Below are 20,102 nucleotides of genomic sequence, written 5' to 3'. Positions count from 1 at the left end.
GTTCGGCCGTCGAGAACCGGCGACCATGTTAAGCAGGCAGTTCGTCCGGGAGAACCCCGAGACGGTCCGCGACGCCGTCGAGCGCAAGGGCGTCACGGGCGTCGACCTGGACGAGATCCTCGAGATCGACGAGGAGTGGCGCGAACTCAAGGCCCGCGGCGACGGCCTCCGGCACGAGCGCAACGAGGTCTCCAGCGAGATCGGCGACCTCAAACAGGAAGGCAAAGAGGAGGAGGCCCAGGAAGCCATCGAGCGCTCCCAGGAGCTCAAAGACGAACTTCAGGAGGTCGAGGACCGCGCCGACGAACTCGAAGCGGAACTCGAAGAGCGACTGCTGGAGATCCCGAACGTCCCCCACGAGTCCGTGCCGACCGGCGACGACGAGAGCGACAACGTCGAGCGCTACCGCGAGGGGTTCGACGACCTGCGGGTCGACCCGGACGACGTGGTCCCCCACTACGACCTGGGCGAGGATCTCGACATTCTGGACTTCGAGCGCGGCGCGAAGGTCTCCGGCGGCGGGTTCCAGTTCGTCAAGGGCGACGGCGCTCGACTGGAGCGGGCGCTCATCGACTTCTTCCTCGACGTCCACCGCGAGCAGGACTACGTCGAGGTGCTGCCGCCGATCCCGGTCAACTCCGCGTCGATGCGCGGGACCGGGCAGCTCCCGAAGTTCGCCGAGGACGCCTACCGCGTCGAGGCCCAACAGGACGACGAGTACGACGACGACGACCTGTGGCTGTTGCCCACCGCGGAGGTGCCGGTCACCAACATGTACCGCGACGAGATCCTGCTGGACGACGACCTCCCCGTCAAACATCAGGCGTTCTCGCCGAACTTCCGCCGCGAGGCCGGCGAGCACGGGACGGAGACGCGCGGCTACGTCCGCGTCCACCAGTTCAACAAGGTCGAACTCGTCAACTTCGTCCGCCCGGAGGAGAGCTACGACCGCCTCGAAGCCCTCCTCGGCGAGGCCGAGGAGGTCCTCCAGCGGCTCGAACTGCCCTACCGCGTGCTCGACATGTGCACCGGCGACATGGGGTTCACCCAGGCCAAGAAGTACGACATCGAGGTGTGGGCGCCCGCCGACGACATGGAGGAGGGGCCGGACGTGGGCGGCCGCTGGCTCGAGGTCTCCTCGGTGTCGAACTTCGAGGACTTCCAGGCGCGGCGGGCGGGCCTGCGCTACCGCCCCGAGCGCCACGAGGGCGCCGAGTACCTCCACACGCTCAACGGCAGCGGCGTCGCCGTCCCGCGCGTGATGGTCGCAATCCTCGAGTACTACCAGAACGACGACGGCACCGTCACCGTGCCCGAGGCGCTGGTCCCGTACATGAACGGCCAGGAAGTCATCGAGGGCCACGAACCCGTCGGCGAGAGCGCCGTCGGCGCCGGCGAGAAGGAGTGACGCGCACGGGAACCCGTCAGGATCGCCGGCGACACCCAGCGCTCGGCGCTGGCGAACAGGAGTGAACCCGCGGCAGTAGCCGAACTGCTCGGCGGTCGTCGACCGCGCGCGCTACGGCGAGCGGGCGCGAGTGGGCGCGACGACGATTGCACGGAGAGCGGCGTTTGCAGGGAGAACATTCACTGAATTGACGCGATAACCGCGGTCATGGCACGCGCAGCGCGCGTCTCCGTCTCGGCCTACGGCGTGATCGCGGCGCTCGCGGGCGTCGAGCACGGCGTCGGGGCGATGCTACAGGGGAACGTCCGCCCGGACGGCCTCGTGATACAGTCCTGGCCGGACGCTCCCGCGTACGCGGTCCTCAGCGGCGAACCGGCGATGACGCTCGTCCCGAACATGCTCCTCTCCGGGGTGCTGACGGTGGTCGTGTCGGTCGGCCTGGCCGTCTGGTCGGTCGGGTACGTCGGGACCGACCGCGGCGGCCCGGTCCTGATCGGCCTCTCCGTCCTGTTGCTCCTCGTGGGGGGCGGGTTCGGTCCGCCGATACTCGGCCTCGTCCTCGGCCTCGCGGCCACGCGCCTCGACGAGGGGTGGCCGTGGTTCGAGGAACACGTCTCCGGAGGGATCCAGCGGGCGCTGGCGGTCGGCTGGCGGTTCCTGCTGGCGCTGGGCGTCGCGTGCTGGCTCGCCCTCTGGCCGGGACTGGTGCTGGTGAACCGGCGCTGGACCGTCGACGACCCGGTCCTGGTCGGCGGACTGGTGGCGCTCGCGTTCGCCGCGTTCTTCGCGTCGCTCGCCGCCGGCTTCGCGGCCGACAGCCTTCGCCGCCCGAGCGGACGGCCGGCGTGATGGCGCTCGGCACCGGCGCCGCCCGCCCCGCTCAGTCCGTGTAGGTCTCGATGCGCTGTATCTCGCCGCCGGGTATCGAGAACACGTCCACGAAACCGACGATCTCCCCGCCGTCGGCCGTGCACAGGCGGCCCTGCACCGCGACTCCCTCGGGGTCTGTGAACACGCCGTCGACGCGGTGAGTGGTGTCGGTCCGCGGCCGTTCGTCCCGCATGAACGCGACGAAGCGCTCGCACCCGTCGAGGGTCAGATCGGGTCGGTCGTGGACGAACCCGTCGGCGAGCAGGTCAGCGAGCGCGTCGTAGTCGCCCTCGTCGAGCGCGCGGTAGTAGGCGCGGGCGCGCTCGACGGCGTGGTCGCTCATACCGGGCGTTAGCGAGGCTGCGGCAAGAGGGCGGCGGTCGCAGCGGGGTCAGCGACCCGGGATGTCCCAGTCCGCCCGCTCGTCGGACTCCTCCTCCTCGTCGTCGATCTCGGTCGGGTCAACGAGGTCGAGTTCCTCGACGTCGTCGGCCTCGTCGTCGTCCCCGTCGTCGGACTCGGCGTCGGCGCCGTCGGCTCCCGATCCCCCGCCCGCGCCGTCCGCGACGGCCCCGTCGTCCGGCGCCTCCGCGGAACCGCTCCGGGACTCCGACGCGGAGTCGGCGTCCGCCCCGTCCCCGTCCGCCGCGTCCTCGACGACGTTCAGGTCCATCTCCAGGTCGCCCTCGACGGTGTCGCCTTCGATGGTGTCACCTTCACCGGTGTCGCCGCCGGAGCCGTCGGCGCCGTCGTCCGCGTCGGCGGCCTCCACGGCCTCGACGTCCATCTCCAGGTCGCCCTCGACCGTGTCTGGCCGGTCGCTCGCGTCGTCGTACTCGGTCTCGCCGCCGGCGACGGCGTCGTCGAGTGCGGCGTCGTCGAGGCCGAGGTCGGTGTCGACGGGGTCGGCGTCGTCGGCCTGCCAGTCGTAGCCCTCGTCCTCGGCCGCGTGCACGACGACGGACTCGTCCAGTTCGACCCCGTCGTCGGTGAGGGCGAACGCGACGGGGTCCGGCGGTTCGGAGAGATCGGAGGCGGCGTCGAGGAGGCGTTCGGCGTCCTCGCGGTACTCCGCGCCCCGCTTGCCGCGGCCGCTGGCGAACGCGTCGGCGGAGTCCTCCAGCCAGCTGGCGGCGTGCGAGAGCGTGTCCGCCTTCTCCTCGGTCCGGTCGACCACCGTCTCGAAGTCGTCGGTCTCGGCGAATCTGACCGCCGTGTCGAAGTGGTCGGCGGCGGCCGTGAACGCCGGCTCGGCCTCCGCGAACCCGCTCCGGGCGTCCATCCACTCCCGGTCCTCGTAGTCGGCCATCGCCTCCGTGAACGCCTCGCGGCCCTCGACGTAGTGGTCGTGGCCGACGCGGTAGCGCTCGATGGCGGTGTCGTCGCCGCCGATGTCACCGACGGCCCGCTTGACCGGCGCGACGTCGATGTCGGCCTCCAGGTCGTCGGTCGCCCAGGCGTACTGGACGGTCCCCCGGTGGTCGACGACGAACACCGCCCGCTTGACCAGTCGCTCGCCGAGGTCGGTCTCCATCGTCACGTCGTAGGCCGCGGCGGCGTCGCCCTCGCGGTCGCTCAACAGCGGCACGTGCAGGCTGTATCGCTCCGCGAAGGCCTCGTGGCTGTAGGTGCTGTCCGGGGAGATCCCGAACACCGACACGTCCTTCTGCATCGTGAAGAGGTCGAGATCGCCGAGATCCGACGCCTGCATCGTGCACGCCGGATTGAAGTCCGCCGGGTAGAACGCCAGGACGACGATCCCCTCCCCGAGGTGCTCGTCGAGATCGATCTGTCGCCGTTCACCGTCGACGTACGCCGGCAGGCTTACCCCGGGCGCATCCTCCCCCTCCGAAAGCATTGTCAAATCTATCCGAGTGGTCGTATAAAGGTGTTCTGAGCGTTTTCACGCGCTGTATTCGCCGCATCGACCGCGGTACAGTCCGCGATCCGAACGGTATCGATCGCTGTCGCGACGGGCGCTGGCGGGGGCTCCTCGCGGTCTCAGAGCGACCTGCGACGGCCTTCCGGCAGTCCGCGAGCGGTCTCCGAGCGGCTTTTGCCACCGCGGCGAGTACCGACCGGCGTGGAGTTACACGTCCGGTACGAGGGCGACGACGACCCAGACAAGTGTTCGGCGCGGCGGCTCGCGAAGTTCGACCACGCCGAGTTACACCGCTCGACGCGGTCGACGCCGCCGGGTATCGTCCTCAACCCCTTCGCCGACCGGGCGCTCTCGCCCGCCGACCGCGAGGGGACGGGCAAGCGGCGGGACCGCCTGGTCGCACTCGATTGCTCCTGGGAGACCGCCGAGCGCGAGGCCTTCGACCTCGAAGGGATCCACCGCTCGCTCCCGTTCCTCGTCGCCGGCAACCCCGTCAACTACGGGACGGCCTTCCAGTTGAACACCGTCGAGGCGTTCGCCGGCGCCCTGTGCATCCTCGGCGAACGCGAGCAGGCCGAGGAGATCCTCTCGGTGTTCTCCTGGGGCCACACCTTCCTCGAACTCAACGAAGAACCGCTGGCGCGGTACGCCCAGTGCGCCGACTCGGCCGACGTGCTCGCCGTCCAGGACGACTACCTCGCCGACGAGTGAGCCGGCGCTGCGGCTCTGGTTCTTCGCGACCCGAAAAACGACGCTCCCGGCGTTCGGGAGCTAGTTCGACGCGGCGATCGGACCCAGCACCGGCAGGCCGTAGCGCTCGCCCTGGTAGGCCTTGAGGATCAGCAACGCCCAGCCAACGAAGGCTGCGAGGCCGACCATCCCGTTCAGCGGGATCGCCAGCAACGCGAAGAAATCACCCACGAAAGGTATCGCCGTGAGGACGCCCATCACGATGCCGACGACGAAGTAGGCGCCGATGACGGTCGCGCCGAACCCGATGCTCTGGATCGAGTGAAAGCGGACGAAGTCGTCTTCGTCGCCCTCGATCAGCAGCATGAGTACGCCCGTCAGCGGCGCGAAGACGTACGCGATCGCCGCCGCGACGTTCGGCTCCAGGTCGGTCCCGCCCGCGGCCGGCCCGGTCATCGAATCGCTCGGTTGCACCCTTCGACTCGCCGACCCGGCGTTCTGTCCCGGGTTCCGCTGACCGGCCTGTCCGGAACGTTGCCCGGGGCTCTGCCCGCCGGACTGCCCAGCGCTCTGTCCACCGGTCTGGCCGGCGCTCTGCCCGCCGGTCTGTCCGGTGCTTTGCCCGCTGGACTGCCCGGCGCTCTGTCCGCTCGCCTGTCCGGAACTTCGACCGCTGGACGATTGACCGTCAGCGGACTGACCGCCCGTGGACTGCCCACCCGCCGACTGACCGTCAGCGGATTGCCCAGCGGTCGATTGACCGCCCGCCGACTGGCCACCCGCTGGCTGGCCGCCCGCCGACTGGCCACTCGTTGATTGACCGCTCGTCGACTGGCCGCTCGTCGACTGGCCGCTCTCGGCCGTGCTCTCGACGGTTCGCTCGTCGACGGCCCCGTCGGCGGCCGACTGACCGTTCTCGCTCCGGTCCGCCCCGTCGTCGGAGCGTCCGTCGCTCATCGCGCGACCACCTCGGCGTTCACGCCGCGTTCGTGCCCAATCTCCCTGGTTCGGAGTCTCCCAACCATGTCAGCAAGAGGGAAAGCACCGTTTGTAATACTTTCCACTGTCACACAACATTTCGTCACCAGACAGGTCGCGGGCGAGAGATCTTTCGTCGAGGACTCGGAAGCGGATTACTCGACGCCGACGGCCGACGCGGGAGTGAACTGCGCCAGCGCGAACACCAGCGGCGCGGCGTAGTCGATCGCCGGCTCGTTCGCCGCGTACGACCCCGCCCGGTCGCGGTAGCACTTCGCCGGCGGCGGGTCCTCGGTCTCGATCAGCTCCGCGAGCACGTCGTCGTCCTCGTGCGCGTTCGGCCCGCCGACGAGGTTCCCCGGGACGTCGACGCCCGTGCTCTCGACCGTCCGGCTGTGGGGGTTCTGCGGCGCCGTCTCGCCCGATCCCGTGACGTACGAGTAGGTCGTCGGCGTCCGCCCCAGGACGTAGTGGATCTGGTCTTTCGCGGCGGCCACGTACGCGGGGTCGGCCTCGACCTCGTTCGTCAGCAGGAGCTTGTTGCCGATGGCGACGGCGATCTTCGCCGACCCCCAGTAGTACTGGTCGGTCGACAGGGCGACGCGGTACCCCTCCGAGTCGACGTGGTCGACCAGCCGGTCGGCGTCGGCGACGAGTCGGTCCGCGATCGTCGATTTGCGCCCGTCGTCGCCCGCGTCGGCGGTGTAGTACGCCCAGTGACCCAGCAGGAGCGCATTCGCCCACGACACCGGCGGCGGGACGCGCTCGAACTGGTCGGCGAGGGTCGACTCCAGGTACTCGGCGTAGCGGGCCTCACCGGTCGTCTTCAGCAGCTCCGCGGCGGCCCAGAAGCGCTCCTCGCGGTCGGTCTCCTTGGCGTAGCCGCCGGAGCCGGCGTCCTGGCCCTCGTCGCGCCGGAAGATCGGCTCCGGATTCGATTCGAGGAACGACTGGGCGGCCCGGGCGTTGTCGAGCAGCCGGTCGGCGAAATCGGGGTCGAACGCGCGGTAGACGCGGGCGGCCATCGCCATCGCGCCGGCGACCATCCCGGTCCCGTACGTCGAGAGCCCGAACACGTAGCGGGGCTGGTCGTCCCCGTCCGGGCGCGTGTCCATCGCCGGCCAGCGCTCGCTCGATACCTTGTGGTACATCGCGCCGTCGGGCCGCTGCATCCGTTCGAGCCACTCCAGCTCGAACTTCACCTCGGCGAGGAGGTCGGGCATCCCCGCCTCGCGCTCGGCCGCGGAGACGCCCTCGGGCATGGCGAGCTGTCCAGGTTGGAACGTCTCTGGCGCCCACTCGTAGGCCACGAGCAACTGCGCAACAGTGACGGCGCCGGGCGTGACGTACTTGCCGTAGTCGCCGGCGTCGTACCACCCGCCGCTGACGTCGACTCGCTCGCCCTCCTCGCGGAACTCGTCGCCGAAGTACATGCGAGCCTCGGCGTCCTGCGGGTGGCCCGGACCGAACTCCATTCCCGTGACTGGGTCGTCGATCCGGGTGTTGACGCGCCTGAGCGTGTAGCGGCGACACAGTTCCGCGAGCGTCCGTCCCCAGACGCCCTCCCCGACCTCGAACGGATGGGAGGCCGCGGTGCCGTCGGCCACGGCGACCTGGTACGTCCCCGGTTCGGTCACGTCGTCGAACTCGGCGTGTCGGACGGTGTCGCCCGACGCCTCGTCGTCGGTCGGCGCCGAGAGCGCGCCGCTCGCGACCGCCTGCCCGGTCTCGGCGTCGAAGACGGTGAACGCCGTCGCGTCGGTCCGCACGACCGCCTCCTTTGGGTCCGACGGCCGATATCCGACTTGATCGACCAGCACCGACTCGCCGGTCTCGTCCGGGTCAAGTTCGTCCGGCGGATCGGCCGCCGTCTCGGCTGAGTCTGTTACTCCGCCCGCCGCGGTCGCCGTCGGTTCGTCCGTCCGGCCGTCGGGATCCGACTCGGTTGGATCGTTCCTCCCAGCCTCGCCGCTGGGCGTCGCGGGCGAGTCGCCCTCGCCGGGGCAGCCCGCGAGCCCGGCCACACCGCACGCGCTCGCGGCGATCATCGCCCGCCGCGACAGCGCCGCGTCACCCTCCTCGTCCATGACCGACACGTGAGTTCGACGACACACAAATAGTTTCCCCACGCCGCGGCGTGGAAATTTACGGGAATTGTCGTGTAGTGCCATCCAAACAGCGTTCGGCCACTGGTGCGCGGGCACGGCAACGTTTTACTCGGCCGGGCAGCACCAGTGAGCATGGAGACGGATCGACTCCGCGAGGCGCTGGAGCGCGCGGGCCTGACGGAGTACCAGGCGGCCGTCTACCTGGGGCTGCTCGACCAGGGGACGGCGCCGGTCGTCGACGTCGCCGAACGGGCGAGCGTGCCGACCTCGCAGGTGTACGACGTGGTGCGGACGCTTGAGGACCGTGGGTTCGTGGAGACCGTCGAGCGCGACCGCTTGCACGCGCGGGCCGACGAGCCCGGCGATGTGCTCGACGAGTTGCGCTCGACGGGGGAGCTGCTGGCGACCGCCGCCGACGAGATCGAGGACCGCTGGGAGCGGCCGGACCCCGAGGAGCATCGCGTCAGCGTCGTCAAGCGCCAGCGGACGGTCGTCGAGAACGCCCGCGCCGCGATCGACGAGGCGTCGGTCTCCGTCGAGTTCGGCGGCTCCCTCGAACAGTTCGTGGACCTGCGCCCCGCGCTGGAGACGGCGGCCGAACGGGGCGTCGTCGTCCACGCCCTGATCGGCGGGTCGGTCGACGGGCCCGTCGAGATCCCCGACGACCTCTCCGACAGTTCGATCACCGAGATCAGGCGCCTGGGGAAGCCCGCCTCGTTCCACACCGCCGTCGACCGGCGACAGGGGTTCCTCTCGCCGAACGTCCACGGCGACGAGGAGTACGGCGTCCAGGTCGGCGACGACCTGATGACCTTCCACTTCCACTGGACGTTTCTCACGTGCGACTGGGTCCCCGGCGAGCGGATCCACCTGGCCGACCCGGACGAAGCGGTGTACGTCAGCATCGAGGAGTTCATCCGCCACGCCGCGGTGGTGCGCGAGGAGGGTGTGACGCTCGCGATCACCGTCCACGGCCGGGACACCGACTCCGGCGAATCGGTCACCGTCCGCGGCGAACTCGTCGACATCCGCTTCGGCGGCCGCGAGGAGACGGTCACCAGGCCCACCTACGACGAACTCGGCGGCACGGTCAGCATCGTCGTCGCGACCGACGACGGCGAGGTCGAGATCGGCGGCTGGGGCGCCATCTGGGAGGACGTCGAGGCCGAGATCGTCCGCGTCGACGACTTCAGCGAGTGACCGACCGCCGACGACCGGGCCGCGTCGACCGGGCCGCGACGACCGGAGGTCTCACTCGCGGGGCCAGCGCAGCCCCACCGGCTCCGCGGGCGGCGCCAGCGGACTCGCGGGCACGTCGGAATGGGGTTCGGGCGCGTGATAGGCGGTGGGCGCGATGTCGTTCGGACCGTCGGGATAGAACGTCGACGCGACGGCGTGGAGGTGCTCGCGGCCGACCCCGAGTTCGTACTGCCCGCCGCCGTACAGCGAGATGTCTCGATCGAGGCAGTACTCGACCGTGTCGAGCAGGTCCGCGACCGTCCCGAACCGCGAGGGCTTGACGTTCAGCCACGACGGCTCGATCGGGAGCGCCTGGACGCTCTCGACGTCGGTGATCGGGTAGTCCCACGAGAGGCGGTCCTCGTGACCCGCCAGGACCGGCCGCGTCTCGTCGGTGAACTTCGCGTCCTCGACGACCGCGTCGGGGAACGTCTCCAGGACCTGCCGGTAGCGCTCGGGGTCGGCGTCGGTGTCCACCTCGGTGCCCTCGTAGTAGCTCTTCAGGTCGAGGATCCGCACGCTGTCGGTCGCGGCGAGGTCGTCCATCAGGTCCCGGGTCCACGCGGCCGTCGGGTCGAGTTTGAACTCCATAGTCGGGTCGACGTCGAGCCACCGGTGGATCCGGTCGGTCGACGGCTCGTCCCCGGTGTCGAGACGCGTCGAGACGACGAACCGCACCGGGTCGTACTCGCGGTCGAGCGCCGCGGCGAACGTGGTGTCGGCCTGCCGCAGCGCGAGGTCCAGCGCCGCGCTCTCGACGGCCCACCGCCGGTAGTGACGCGACGCCTCGCGCTCCGGGGGCTCGGGAAACAGGGCCACGTCGTCTAGCGCCGCGGAGAATTCGTCGAACGTGTACTCGCCGCCCAGGTCCCAGTCGAGGTCGCCGTCGGCGTGGGCGTCCCGCAGTCGGTCGTGATCCTCGGTGTCGTAGGTGACGTCCTCGCCGCGGCCCCGTTCGCCGTCGCCGCGGAGTTCCACCACGGTCGTCACGCGGGTGAAACCGGCGGAGGTGTCCATCTCGTGGCGGTCGAGGGCGAACCCGTCGACGGCGAGCGGCAGATCCGCGACGCGGTCGTAGAGGTCGGTCATACCGGCTCAGTGGGTCCCGAGCGGGTTAACAGTGACCACGCGACGCGCGAGGGTCCGGCGCCGTCCGCGCTCCGACGCGGTCTGAAGTCGTGACCGGGTCGGAGAGGCAACGCTTAAACGCGGTCTGAAGTCGTGACCGGGTCGGAGAGGCAACGCTTAAACGCGGTGACGAGGAAGGACGGGTATGCCCAAGTTCGAACCCGCCGAACGTCGCGTCCTCGAGAAACAGATCTGCATGCGCTGTAACGCCCGCAACTCCGTCGACGCCGAGAGCTGCCGCAAGTGCGGCTACAAGAACCTCCGACGGAAGAGCAAAGAGCGCCGCAACGCTTGACATCCTCCCCGCGCTAAAGCGCGAGGATTCCTCCGTTGGGGGTTCGGCTACCGACCCACGGAGGCAACTTGCGGGTTTGTACGCACTTCTTTGGGACTTTCGTGAGGGTGTGGTGTCCCCGACCAGTCGTGGTCGTCCCACTCGAATCGCACGGGCCGTGCCATCGGCCTGATTTCGCAATCGCTGTGTTCTCGAAGGAACGTCTCTGACGCCGTGAGGTCGGCGTGTCCCTCGAATCCACACGGACACGTCAGCGTATCCCCGTGGCGAATCGTCGCGTCGTGGTTGCCACACTCGGGACACGTCTGACTCGTCCACGCTTCCGACTCGGCTTCGAGGCTGATGCCGTATTCCTCACAGACGCACGCGAGACGGTGGATGAACTTCTTGAAAGCCCAGAAGTTGTGCGTCTTCTCGTTCACCCTGACCGACCATTGCGTTTCCAACACGTCGGTCAAGTCGCCTACGTACACCGTCGCCACGCCCTCGTCGTACAGCCGTTCAACGAGGTCGCGCACCAGCGCGTTCTGTGCGTGGTCACGGCGCTTTGTCCGCTGTCGGTGCAGCCGTCGAATCCGCTTGGAACTGTAGCGTCCCTTTCGGAGTTTCGACTGGAGGCGGGCGATTTCGTCGGTTGTCTCGCGGAACCGTCGGAACAACTCCCGACCGTCGTAGAGGTACTGGTTCCCAGTGGTAGTGGAACAGGCGACGAGATTGTTTGCGCCAACGTCGAGGGCGGCTTCTTCGGAAGCCAGTGGTGAATCCAGTCGAGAATCAGGTATGGTGACTGGTTGGAAAGCCCTGAACGTGTCGCTCGCCTCGTCGTACTCAAGTTCCAGACGACCCTGTTTGTCGTCCCACTTCGGGTTGCCTCGGACTTCGAGGCGGAGTCGTTCGTGGTAGCCGAGTCCGTATTCGTCTTTCAGTTCTTGCCCGACAGGAATTTCGAGACGGCTTCGCTTGCCCCACTGAATCGTGTACTGGTCATTGCGGATGTAGGTACGGAGTTCGCGTCCGTCCTCCTCGTTGCCCCAGTACGACGGCGGGTTGGCGTACTCGCCTTTCTCCTTGAGGGCGAAGAACGACCGCCACGCTTCGCTGTTCTTGCGTGTGACCTGTTGGACGGTCGCGCTTCCGATGACACCGTTGTAGCGCCCTCGGTACTCGGAGGTGTCCCACACGTCGCCGTCACCGAAGTAGTTCTGACGGCGTTCGTAGGTCAGTTCGTTCCACAGAGAGGCGGACGCATCGAGTAGCCGTAGAAGGCACTCTTTGTCGTTCTCGGTTTGTGGAACCACCTCGAAGGTGTTGACGCGCTTCATGCGTCGTCACCTTCTTGTTCCGCGATGTAGCGTTCGATAGCACCCTTCGAGGCACTTCCCGCTGTTCCAACGTAGTACGAACGAGTCCACTTCACGCGGTCGTCGTACCTCTGATTATACTTCCGCGCGGAGATTCCCTTCACCCAGTTGACGATGAGTGACGGGGCGTTCTTCGGCGGACTCCCGATGAACAAGTGTACGTGGTCGGGCATGACCTCGTATTCGGCCAGTTCGAGGCCTTTGTCCTCACAGATTTCCGCGAAGATGGTTTCGAGACGTTCCTTCGTCTTCCCCGTCAGGTGCGAACGCCGATATTTCGGCACGAACACTATGTGGTAGCAGAGTTCGTATTTCGCGTGACGGGTACTCTTCACCATCTATGCATACTATCGCGGTCAGATGCGTTAAATATTGGGTTGGAACCTCGTCTATGCCACCGACGGCGGTAGAATACTGTTGGTCGGTTTCATCCCCGCCCTGAAGGGCGAGGCTTTCGCCTCGAATATTCCGTAATCGGGCCCTTTTCTCTCTGCTCTCCGAACGGCGAGCGACTGCGCCGGTTCGACCGGAAACGGTCTCCGCTCGCCGAGCGGTCGCGGTTCGGCGTCTCGCGCCGCGATCTTACTCCTCTGGGTACTTCGGTTCGCGCCGCTCGGCGCGTTCGAGCGCGCGCTCGACGACCTCGCGCACGTCGCCGTTGAAGACGCTGCCGTGGCCGCTGTACATGTGCTCGACGCCTCCCGGCATCCGGTCGAGCAGGTCGCGGATCGACTCGATGAGCCGCTCGCGCGACTGTCCCTCCATGTCCGTCCGGCCGAAGCTCCCGTCGTCGAACGCGCCGTCGTCGTGGACGACCACGTCGCCGGAGAACAGCGACGACGCCGAGACTAGCGAGACGTGGTCGTCGGCGTGACCGGGCGTGTACACGACCTCGAAGGACTCGTCGCCGACGGTCACCGCGTCGCCGGGTTCGAGTTCCCCCGTCCGCCGTGGGTGGTCGCCGTAGGCGTACAGGTCGGCGTCGAAGCGGTCGAGCACGGCGTCGAGCTGGGCGACGTGGTCGCCGTGCTGGTGGGTGAGGACCACGCGGTCGAGGTCGTCGGCGTGGTCGGCGATGACCTCGGTGACGCCGGTCATCGCGCCCGCGTCGACGAGCGTCGGCGTCTCGCCGAGCGCGAGGTAGGCGTTGCACGTGAACGTGTCCGCGTCCTCGGTGACGTTGATGACGTCCATACCCGGCGGATCGGCCGCCCCGCGCTTGAGTCTGGTGGCGGACCGGCCACCGCGATCGACCGGCTCCCGCGGACGCTGGACGCAAGAACCGGTCGTCCGTGATATCGGTGGCCGCAATTTTTACCCCTACCGCGGCCGTGAGCAGTCACATGTCCCTCGACAGGCGACGATTCATCAGGGGCGTCGGTACCGCCGGAGTACTCACGCTCGCGGGCTGTACTGGGGACGGAAACGACGGTGACGGCGGAGGCGCCGACGGCGGTGACGGCGCCGACGGCGGCGACGGCACAGATGGCGGCGACGGCACCGACGGCGGCGACGGCACCGACGGAGGCGACGGCACCGGCGGCGACGGTGACGGTGGAGACGGGGCGACGAACGTCGGCGTCGTGTACGCGACCGGTGGGCTGGGGGACGGGTCGTTCAACGACCAGGCCCAGACCGGCATCGAGCAGGCCGCCGAGGAGTTCGACATCGAGTACAACGAGGCCCAGCCGGAAGGGACGACGGAGTTCTCGAACTTCCAGCGGCAGTTCGCCCGGGAGACGAGCCCGAACTACGACCTCGTCTGCTGTATCGGCTTCCTGCAGGCCGACGCGCTGACCGAGACGGCGAGCGAGTACCCCGACCAGCGGTTCATGATCGTCGACGAGACGGTCGACGCCGACAACGTCGCCTCCTACGTCTTCGCCGAAGAGGAGGGATCGTTCCTCGTCGGCCACCTCGCCGGCGCGCTGACGACGATGGACTTCCAGGCGGGCGCGGGCTCGACGAATCCAGACTCGACGACCGTCGGCTTCGTCGGCGGCGTGGAGTCGCCGCTGATCGGGCGCTTTCAGGCCGGCTACGAGGCCGGCGTCGCCCACGCGAACGAGGGGGTCGACGTCCAGACCGCCTACGTCGGCGGGTTCGACGACCCATCGGGCGGGAAGGAGGCCGCCCTCTCGATGTACCAGTCCGGCGCCGACGTCGTCTACCACGCCGCCGGGAACACGGGGACCGGCGTCTTCCAGGCCGCCCAGGAACAGGAGAAGTTCGCCATCGGCGTCGACCGCGACCAGTCGGTGACCCGCGAGGCCTACAGCGACGTGATCCTCGCGAGCATGGTCAAGCGCGTCGACACGGCCGTGTTCAACTCGGTCCAGGCAGTCGTTAACGACTCGTTCGAGGGTGGATCGACGAACGCGCTCGCGCTGGAGGACGAGGGCATCGAGGCCGTCTACGGCCAGCAACTCGGTTCGGAGATCCCACAGGACATCAAAGACGCCATCGGCGAGGCTCGCCAGGGCATCATCGACGGCGAGATCGACGTCCCCGAGGAGCCCTGACGGCCGCACATCGATGACTGGTCTCGCCGACGCGAGCGACGACTGCGGCCGCACAGCGACGAGCGCTCCCGACGACGGAGGCGGCCCGTGAGCGAACGTCCCGACGGCGAGCGTCCCGGGAGCGAGCGCCCGAACGATGAGGGTCCCGCCAGCGAGCGTCCCGACGGCGAGGGTCCCGTGCGCGACGGCGCCGAAGGCGGCGGATCCGCGGCCGAGGCGGTCCACCTCGACGGAATCACCAAGCGGTTCCCGGGCGTCGTCGCCAACGACGACGTGGACCTGCGGGTCGAGCGCGGCACCGTCCACGCCCTGCTCGGCGAGAACGGCGCCGGCAAGACCACGCTGATGAACGTCCTCTACGGCCTCTACGAGCCCGACGAGGGGCGGGTGATCGTCGACGGTGAGCCCCGCGAGTTCGACTCGCCGCGGGACGCTATCGACGCCGGCGTCGGCATGATCCACCAGCACTTCATGCTGGTCGACCCGATGACCGTCGCCGAGAACATCACGCTCGGCAACGAGCCCGAGCGGTGGTTCGGGCTCTCGGTCGACCGCGAGCGAGCCCGCGAGGAGGTCGTGGAACTCTCCGAGCGCTACGGCTTCGACGTGGACCCCGACGCCCGCATCGAGGACGTCGGCGTCGGCGTCCGCCAGCGCGTCGAGATCCTCAAGGCGCTGTACCGCGGCGCCGACGTGCTGATCCTCGACGAGCCGACGGCCGTCCTCACCCCACAGGAGGTCGAGGATCTGTTCGGCGTCTTCGCGGAGCTGACCGACCAGGGGAAGACGATCGTCTTCATCACGCACAAGCTCGGCGAGGCGATGACTGCGGCCGACGAGATCACGGTCCTCCGCGGGGGCGAGCAGGTCGGCACGGTGCCGGCAGCCGACGCCTCCCGCGAGCGGCTGGCCGAGCTGATGGTCGGTCGGGAGGTCCTCCTCGACGTCGACCGGTCGACCGCGACCCCCGGCGAGACGGTCCTCGACGTCCGCGACCTGGTCGTCGAGGACGCTCGCGGCGTCCGCGCGGTCGACGACGTCTCGCTGTCGGTCCGCGAGGGCGAGGTGTTCGGCATCGCCGGCGTCGACGGCAACGGCCAGACCGAACTCGTCGAAGCCATCGCCGGGCTCCGAACCGCCGACGATGGTGAGATTTCCCTCGACGGCAGGGACGTCACGGGATGGAGCCGACGCCACCGCATCGACGCCGGCATGGCCTACGTGCCAGAGGACCGCCAGGATCGCGGACTGGTGATGGACTTCGACCTGGTCAGCAACGGCCTGCTCGGCAGCCAGCACGCCCGACCGTACGCGTCGAACGGGCGGATCGACTGGGACGCGGCCCGCAACCACGCCGAGGAGATCGTCGCCGACTACGACGTCCGGCCGCCGAACGTCGACGCCCGGGCGCTGTCGCTGTCGGGCGGCAACCAGCAGAAGTTCGTCGTCGGCCGGGAGTTCGCGCGCGACCCGCGGCTTGTCGTCGCCTCCCACCCTACCCGCGGCGTCGACGTCGGCTCCACCGAGTTCATCCACGACCGCATCAACGAACTCCGGAGCGACGGCCGCGCGGTCCTGCTGGTCTCCTCGAAACTCGACGAGGTCCAGTCGCTCTCCGACAGGCTCGCCGTGATCTACGAGGGGTCGTTCGTCGACGTGGTCGACCCCGAGGCGATCACCGAGGAACAGCTCGGCCTCCTCATGGCCGGCGAACGCCCCGACGCCGACGTGAGCGCCGACCGGACGGCCGCGATGGGGAACGTCGATCGGGAGGGGCCGCGATGAGCGACGGCGCTGACGGCGACCAGCCGCGGACGGGCAGCGACGACGACGGGTCGCGGACCGACACCGTGTTGCAGCGCGCACGCGGCTACGCGGTGGCGATGGCGGGGACCTCGGCGGGCGAGCGGGCCCTGATCGCCGTCGCGTCGCTCGCGCTGTCGATACTGGTCGGGACCGTCATCGTGCTGGTCGGCGGCCTGCTGGCGACCTGTCGGACGCCGGTGCTGACGATTGGCGAGGTGACGCTCTGTTACGACCCGATCGCCGTCTGGGACCGTCTGTTCCTCGGCGCCCTGGGCGACCCGTTCTCCGGCGGGTGGTCGCCGCTGAACGCGCAGTTCGCCGTGACGCTCCGCGAGACGACGATCCTCGTCTTCACGGGGCTGTCCGTCGCGCTCGCCTTCCGCGCGGGCATCTTCAACATCGGGACCCAGGGCCAGCTCGTCGTCGGCGCGCTCGCCTCGGCGCTGGCGGTCCTGTGGGCCGCGCCGGCGTTCACGGGAACCGTCGGCGCGGTCGTCCTCGTCCCGCTGGGGCTCGCCGCCGGCGCCCTCGGCGGCGGGTTCTACGGCGCGATCCCCGGCGTGCTGAAGGCCTACGCCGACGCGAACGAGGTGATCACGACGATCATGCTGAACTTCGTCGCGGTGCTGGTGGTCCGCTATCTCGTGAGCGACCACTTCCAGGACCCGACGAGCCAGGCCATCCAGACGGCGTCGCTGCCGGAATTCGCGCAGTTCCCGTCGATACTCTTCGACCCGCGCCTGGACTTCTCGCTGGTCGCGCTGGCGCTGGCGCTGGCGGTCGTCGGCGGCGTCTACTACCTGCTCGAGCACACGTCGTTCGGGTTCGACCTGCGGACGGCCGGACTCCAGCCCGCGGCCGCCGAGTACGGCGGCGTCGACTCCGCTCGGACGGTCGTCGCGTCGCTGACGCTCTCGGGCGCGCTGGGCGGCGTCGGCGGCGCGGTGTACGTGCTGATGATCCTCGGCCGGTTCCAGACCGGCGTCCCGTCCTACGGGTTCGACGGCATCACCGTCTCCATCCTCGCCGGGAACCACCCCGTCGGATCGGTGTTCGCGGCGCTGCTGTTCGGCGTGCTCAAGTCCGGGTCGACCGTCGTCGACTTCGCCACCGACGTGCCGCCACAACTCGTCGGCGTCCTCCGCGGCCTGATCATCCTCTTCGTCGCGATGCCGGAGTTCTTCCGACAGATCGGCCGCCGGATCGAATCCGACGAACCCGACGTCGCCGCCGCGCCGGGAGGTGCCGCCGATGACTGACGGACGCCAGCGGGTCGCGGACGGCGGTGACGAGCGTGAGCGCGTCACGGACGGGGGTGTCGAAGCCGACGGCGAGCGCGCGCACGGCGGGGCCGGTGGCGGAGGCGGGAGCGGGGGCGGTCTCCGCGGGCTCTCCGGGCGCCTGCTGGTCGCGCTCGCCGCGGTGGGCCTGCTGGCCTTGCTGGGCGTCGCCGCGGTGGTCGCCCCCGAGTCGTCGGTCGGGCGGCTGTTCGGCGTGATCGTCTCCACGTCGACGCTGGCGGCGACGCTCCGACTGTCGGTTCCCATCGTCTTCGCCGCGCTCGGAGGCATCTTCGCCGAGAAGTCGGGCGTCATCAACATCGGCCTCGAAGGGTTGCTCATCATCTCCGCGTTCGCTGCCATCTACGGCACGGACGTCACGGGCTCGCTGCTGGCGGGCTTCCTGATCGGCGTGCTCGCGTCGACGGCACTCTCCGGCCTGTTCGCCGTCGTCTGCATCGAGTTCCGCGCCGACCAGATCATCGCCGGCCTGGCCATCTGGCTCATCGCGCTGGGGCTGGCGCCGTTCCTCTCGCAGGTCGTCTACGGCGGCCCAAACACCGACAGCGTCGACACGCTCGGGACGTGGACGGTCCCGGTCCTCGCGGACGTGCCGCTGCTGGGCGCCGTCTTCGACGCCGCGCCGCCGGTGTACCTGATGTTCGTCGCCGTCGCCGCCGCGTGGTACACCCTCAATCGGACGGCCTTCGGCCGGTGGGTGCGCGCCTCCGGCGAGAACCCACGCGCGCTCGACACCGCGGGCGTCGACGTCTCGCGCGTCCGCTACGCCGCCGTCCTCCTCTCGGGCGTCCTCTCGGGGTTCGGCGGCGCCGCGCTCGCGTTCAACATCGGACAGTTCACCGGTAACGGCCCGACGATGGTCAACGGGAAGGGGTTCATCGCCATCGTCGCTTACCTCTTCGGCAACTACAACCCCGTCGGCGCGCTGGGCTCGACGATGCTGTTCGCCGGCCTGGACGCCGTCCAACTCCGCCTGCAGACCCAGCAGATCCTCGGCGTCCCCGACGCCCTCGTCCAGACGATCCCCTTCGTCGCCGTCATCGTCGTGCTCGCGCTGGTCGGGCGCACCCGCATCCCCGAGGCGGCCGGCGAACACTACGAGTCCGGCGAGGAGTGAGTCCGGGATCCGCGGGACTGCGGCGGTACAGCCGTCACGGCTCCCGCGGCGAACACGTGATGGGATGGCGCACCGAAGTCGGATGATTTTTCATGGACAGGGGCCTGGTCTGTGACATGTCCACACGACGCTCTGTCGACGGGGCGGTCGGGCGCGGGGAGAGCGAGCTTCCCGACGCCGTCCCCGTCACGCTGGAGCGAACGACGCGGCTCAGCTGGGAACTGGGCGAGCGCGTGACGCGGGGCGCGAACGCGGCGCTGTCCGGTCGGTGGGAGTGCGTGACCGCGCCGTGGGAACTGGCCGTCTTCGACGTCGCCGACCACACCGCCCTCGTCCGCGTCCGGACGCCGGTCGGCCGGGAACTGTTCTACGAGACCGCCGCGAGCGCCCTCGACGCCGCGCGCGCCGGGCTGGCCGACGCACCGGACTGGGAGCCTCGCGACTGAGCGCGACCGCCGTTTCGACTACCAGCGGATCGGGACTTTCAGCCCCTCTCCGCCGCGAATCGACGGGAGATAGGACGGTACGATCGGCCTGCGAGCACCGGCCGAACCCTTTATAATACCGTCGTCGAATCGACTGCATGGAGTACGTCACCGTCGACGGCGTCGACGTGCCGGCACTGGGATTCGGGACAGCCCGGATGGACACCGACGAGGAGCGCCGGCGGGCCGTCGAGACTGCGCTCGAGGCGGGGTATCGCCACGTCGACACCGCCCAGAGCTACGGGAGCGAGGGCGCCGTCGGCGACGCGCTCGCCGCGTCCGACGTCGACCGCGAGGACGTGTTCGTCACGACCAAGCTCTCGGGCGACAACCGCGCCTACGACGACGTCGTCGAGTCCACCGGCGAGAGCCTCCAGCGCCTCGGTCTCGACGCCGTCGACCTGCTGCTCATCCACGCGCCGAACGACGACGTCCCCCTCGCGGAGACGCTGGACGCGATGAACGAACTCCGCGACGACGGGTTCGTCCGCCACCTCGGCGTCTCGAACTTCTCGGTCGACCAGTTGCGTGAGGCCATGGAACGCTCCGACGCCCCGATCCTGACGAACCAGGTCGAGTACCACGTCCGCGAGCGCCGCGACGACTTGCTCTCGTTCTGCATCGAGGAGGACGTGATGCTGACCGCCTACAGCCCGCTCGACGTCGGGGGCCTGGCGGGCGACCCGATGCTCGCGCAGATCGGCGACCGCGTCGGCAAGACGGCCGCGCAGGTCGCCATCCGGTGGCTGATCCAGCAGCCCATGGTCTCGGCCATCCCGATGTCCTCCTCGCCCGAGCACATTCGCTCGAACTTCGACGTCTTCGACTTCCAGCTGACCGACGACGAGATGACGGAACTGGCAGAACAGGGCGGCACCGTCGACGCGATCAGGTCGAAACTCGGGTGGTAGC

Annotated in this window: 19 protein-coding genes; 11 read left to right on the top strand and 8 right to left on the bottom strand. The window is 69.2% G+C overall.

What is annotated here, in order from left to right:
• Nucleotides 1–25 precede the first annotated feature (25 nt).
• Nucleotides 26–1,408 carry a serine--tRNA ligase gene (gene serS / locus ACMGFE_RS14820; RefSeq protein ID WP_436925986.1) on the top strand — a complete coding sequence of 461 codons (1,383 nt, stop codon included), beginning with the start codon at nucleotides 26–28 and terminating at the stop codon, nucleotides 1,406–1,408.
• A 207-nt stretch (nucleotides 1,409–1,615) separates the two neighbouring features.
• Nucleotides 1,616–2,257 (top strand): hypothetical protein, encoded by a 642-nt coding sequence (locus tag ACMGFE_RS14815; RefSeq protein WP_436925985.1) that lies wholly within the window; start codon nucleotides 1,616–1,618, stop codon nucleotides 2,255–2,257.
• Between the two features lie 31 nt (nucleotides 2,258–2,288).
• Here the strand turns inward: ACMGFE_RS14815 and ACMGFE_RS14810 are convergent, their stop codons facing one another.
• Together ACMGFE_RS14810 and ACMGFE_RS14805 are read right to left on the bottom strand one after the other, a co-directional pair.
• Nucleotides 2,289–2,621 carry a nuclear transport factor 2 family protein gene (locus tag ACMGFE_RS14810; RefSeq protein WP_436925984.1) on the bottom strand — a complete coding sequence of 111 codons (333 nt, stop codon included), beginning with the start codon at nucleotides 2,619–2,621 and terminating at the stop codon, nucleotides 2,289–2,291.
• A gap of 48 nt (nucleotides 2,622–2,669) precedes the next feature.
• Nucleotides 2,670–4,136 (bottom strand): redoxin domain-containing protein, encoded by a 1,467-nt coding sequence (locus ACMGFE_RS14805; RefSeq protein WP_436925983.1) that lies wholly within the window; start codon nucleotides 4,134–4,136, stop codon nucleotides 2,670–2,672.
• Nucleotides 4,137–4,361: 225 nt separating this feature from the next.
• Between ACMGFE_RS14805 and ACMGFE_RS14800 the strand changes: the two genes are divergently transcribed.
• Nucleotides 4,362–4,871, top strand: a complete 510-nt coding sequence (locus tag ACMGFE_RS14800) for a DUF367 family protein (RefSeq protein ID WP_436925982.1) — start codon at nucleotides 4,362–4,364, stop codon at nucleotides 4,869–4,871.
• A 60-nt stretch (nucleotides 4,872–4,931) separates the two neighbouring features.
• On the opposite strand, the gene ACMGFE_RS14795 is transcribed toward ACMGFE_RS14800, so the two are convergent.
• A complete protein-coding gene (locus ACMGFE_RS14795; RefSeq protein WP_436925981.1) occupies nucleotides 4,932–5,807 on the bottom strand; it encodes a DUF4870 domain-containing protein in 876 nt (291 codons plus the stop codon).
• Between the two features lie 176 nt (nucleotides 5,808–5,983).
• Nucleotides 5,984–7,915: a glycoside hydrolase family 9 protein gene (locus ACMGFE_RS14790; protein ID WP_436925980.1), complete on the bottom strand. Its 1,932-nt coding sequence runs from the start codon at nucleotides 7,913–7,915 to the stop codon at nucleotides 5,984–5,986.
• Between the two features lie 153 nt (nucleotides 7,916–8,068).
• Here ACMGFE_RS14790 and ACMGFE_RS14785 point away from each other — a divergent pair, with 153 nt between their 5' ends.
• Nucleotides 8,069–9,136 (top strand): TrmB family transcriptional regulator, encoded by a 1,068-nt coding sequence (locus tag ACMGFE_RS14785; RefSeq protein WP_436925979.1) that lies wholly within the window; start codon nucleotides 8,069–8,071, stop codon nucleotides 9,134–9,136.
• 51 nt (nucleotides 9,137–9,187) lie between these two features.
• Here the strand turns inward: ACMGFE_RS14785 and ACMGFE_RS14780 are convergent, their stop codons facing one another.
• Nucleotides 9,188–10,264, bottom strand: coding sequence for a hypothetical protein (locus ACMGFE_RS14780; RefSeq protein ID WP_436925978.1), 1,077 nt, complete (start codon nucleotides 10,262–10,264; stop codon nucleotides 9,188–9,190).
• A gap of 184 nt (nucleotides 10,265–10,448) precedes the next feature.
• Between ACMGFE_RS14780 and ACMGFE_RS14775 the strand changes: the two genes are divergently transcribed.
• Nucleotides 10,449–10,598: a 50S ribosomal protein L40e gene (locus tag ACMGFE_RS14775; protein ID WP_436925977.1), complete on the top strand. Its 150-nt coding sequence runs from the start codon at nucleotides 10,449–10,451 to the stop codon at nucleotides 10,596–10,598.
• Between the two features lie 47 nt (nucleotides 10,599–10,645).
• Here the strand turns inward: ACMGFE_RS14775 and ACMGFE_RS14770 are convergent, their stop codons facing one another.
• The 3 genes from ACMGFE_RS14770 to ACMGFE_RS14760 form a co-directional block, all read right to left on the bottom strand.
• A complete protein-coding gene (locus ACMGFE_RS14770; protein ID WP_436925976.1) occupies nucleotides 10,646–11,920 on the bottom strand; it encodes an RNA-guided endonuclease InsQ/TnpB family protein in 1,275 nt (424 codons plus the stop codon).
• Nucleotides 11,917–12,297, bottom strand: coding sequence for an IS200/IS605 family transposase (tnpA, locus tag ACMGFE_RS14765; RefSeq protein ID WP_436925975.1), 381 nt, complete (start codon nucleotides 12,295–12,297; stop codon nucleotides 11,917–11,919). The genes ACMGFE_RS14770 and tnpA overlap by 4 nt, the downstream gene beginning before the upstream one ends.
• A gap of 244 nt (nucleotides 12,298–12,541) precedes the next feature.
• Nucleotides 12,542–13,153 (bottom strand): MBL fold metallo-hydrolase, encoded by a 612-nt coding sequence (locus ACMGFE_RS14760; protein WP_436925974.1) that lies wholly within the window; start codon nucleotides 13,151–13,153, stop codon nucleotides 12,542–12,544.
• A 149-nt stretch (nucleotides 13,154–13,302) separates the two neighbouring features.
• Here ACMGFE_RS14760 and ACMGFE_RS14755 point away from each other — a divergent pair, with 149 nt between their 5' ends.
• The 6 genes from ACMGFE_RS14755 to ACMGFE_RS14730 all read left to right on the top strand — a co-directional run bounded on the left by ACMGFE_RS14755 (nucleotide 13,303) and on the right by ACMGFE_RS14730 (nucleotide 20,101).
• Entirely contained in the window at nucleotides 13,303–14,481 is a 1,179-nt protein-coding gene (locus ACMGFE_RS14755; protein ID WP_436925973.1) for a BMP family lipoprotein, read from the top strand.
• 177 nt (nucleotides 14,482–14,658) lie between these two features.
• Complete coding sequence (locus tag ACMGFE_RS14750; protein WP_436926103.1) at nucleotides 14,659–16,266, top strand: ABC transporter ATP-binding protein; 1,608 nt, start codon at nucleotides 14,659–14,661, stop codon at nucleotides 16,264–16,266.
• Nucleotides 16,267–16,364: 98 nt separating this feature from the next.
• Entirely contained in the window at nucleotides 16,365–17,546 is a 1,182-nt protein-coding gene (locus ACMGFE_RS14745) for an ABC transporter permease (protein ID WP_436926102.1), read from the top strand.
• Entirely contained in the window at nucleotides 17,539–18,705 is a 1,167-nt protein-coding gene (locus ACMGFE_RS14740) for an ABC transporter permease (protein ID WP_436925972.1), read from the top strand. Before ACMGFE_RS14745 ends, ACMGFE_RS14740 begins: the two co-directional genes overlap by 8 nt.
• Before the next feature lie 116 nt (nucleotides 18,706–18,821).
• Nucleotides 18,822–19,151 (top strand): hypothetical protein, encoded by a 330-nt coding sequence (locus ACMGFE_RS14735; RefSeq protein WP_436925971.1) that lies wholly within the window; start codon nucleotides 18,822–18,824, stop codon nucleotides 19,149–19,151.
• Between the two features lie 137 nt (nucleotides 19,152–19,288).
• The gene (locus ACMGFE_RS14730) at nucleotides 19,289–20,101 is read left to right on the top strand and encodes an aldo/keto reductase (protein WP_436925970.1); all 813 of its coding nucleotides are present in this window, start codon (nucleotides 19,289–19,291) and stop codon (nucleotides 20,099–20,101) included.
• Nucleotide 20,102 lies beyond the last annotated feature (1 nt).

The sequence above is a fragment of the Halosimplex amylolyticum genome, assembly GCF_051414035.1.
Lineage (GTDB): Archaea > Halobacteriota > Halobacteria > Halobacteriales > Haloarculaceae > Halosimplex > Halosimplex amylolyticum.
Note: the sequence above shows the minus strand (reverse complement) of the source record. Positions and strands in the feature narration are given on the sequence as shown.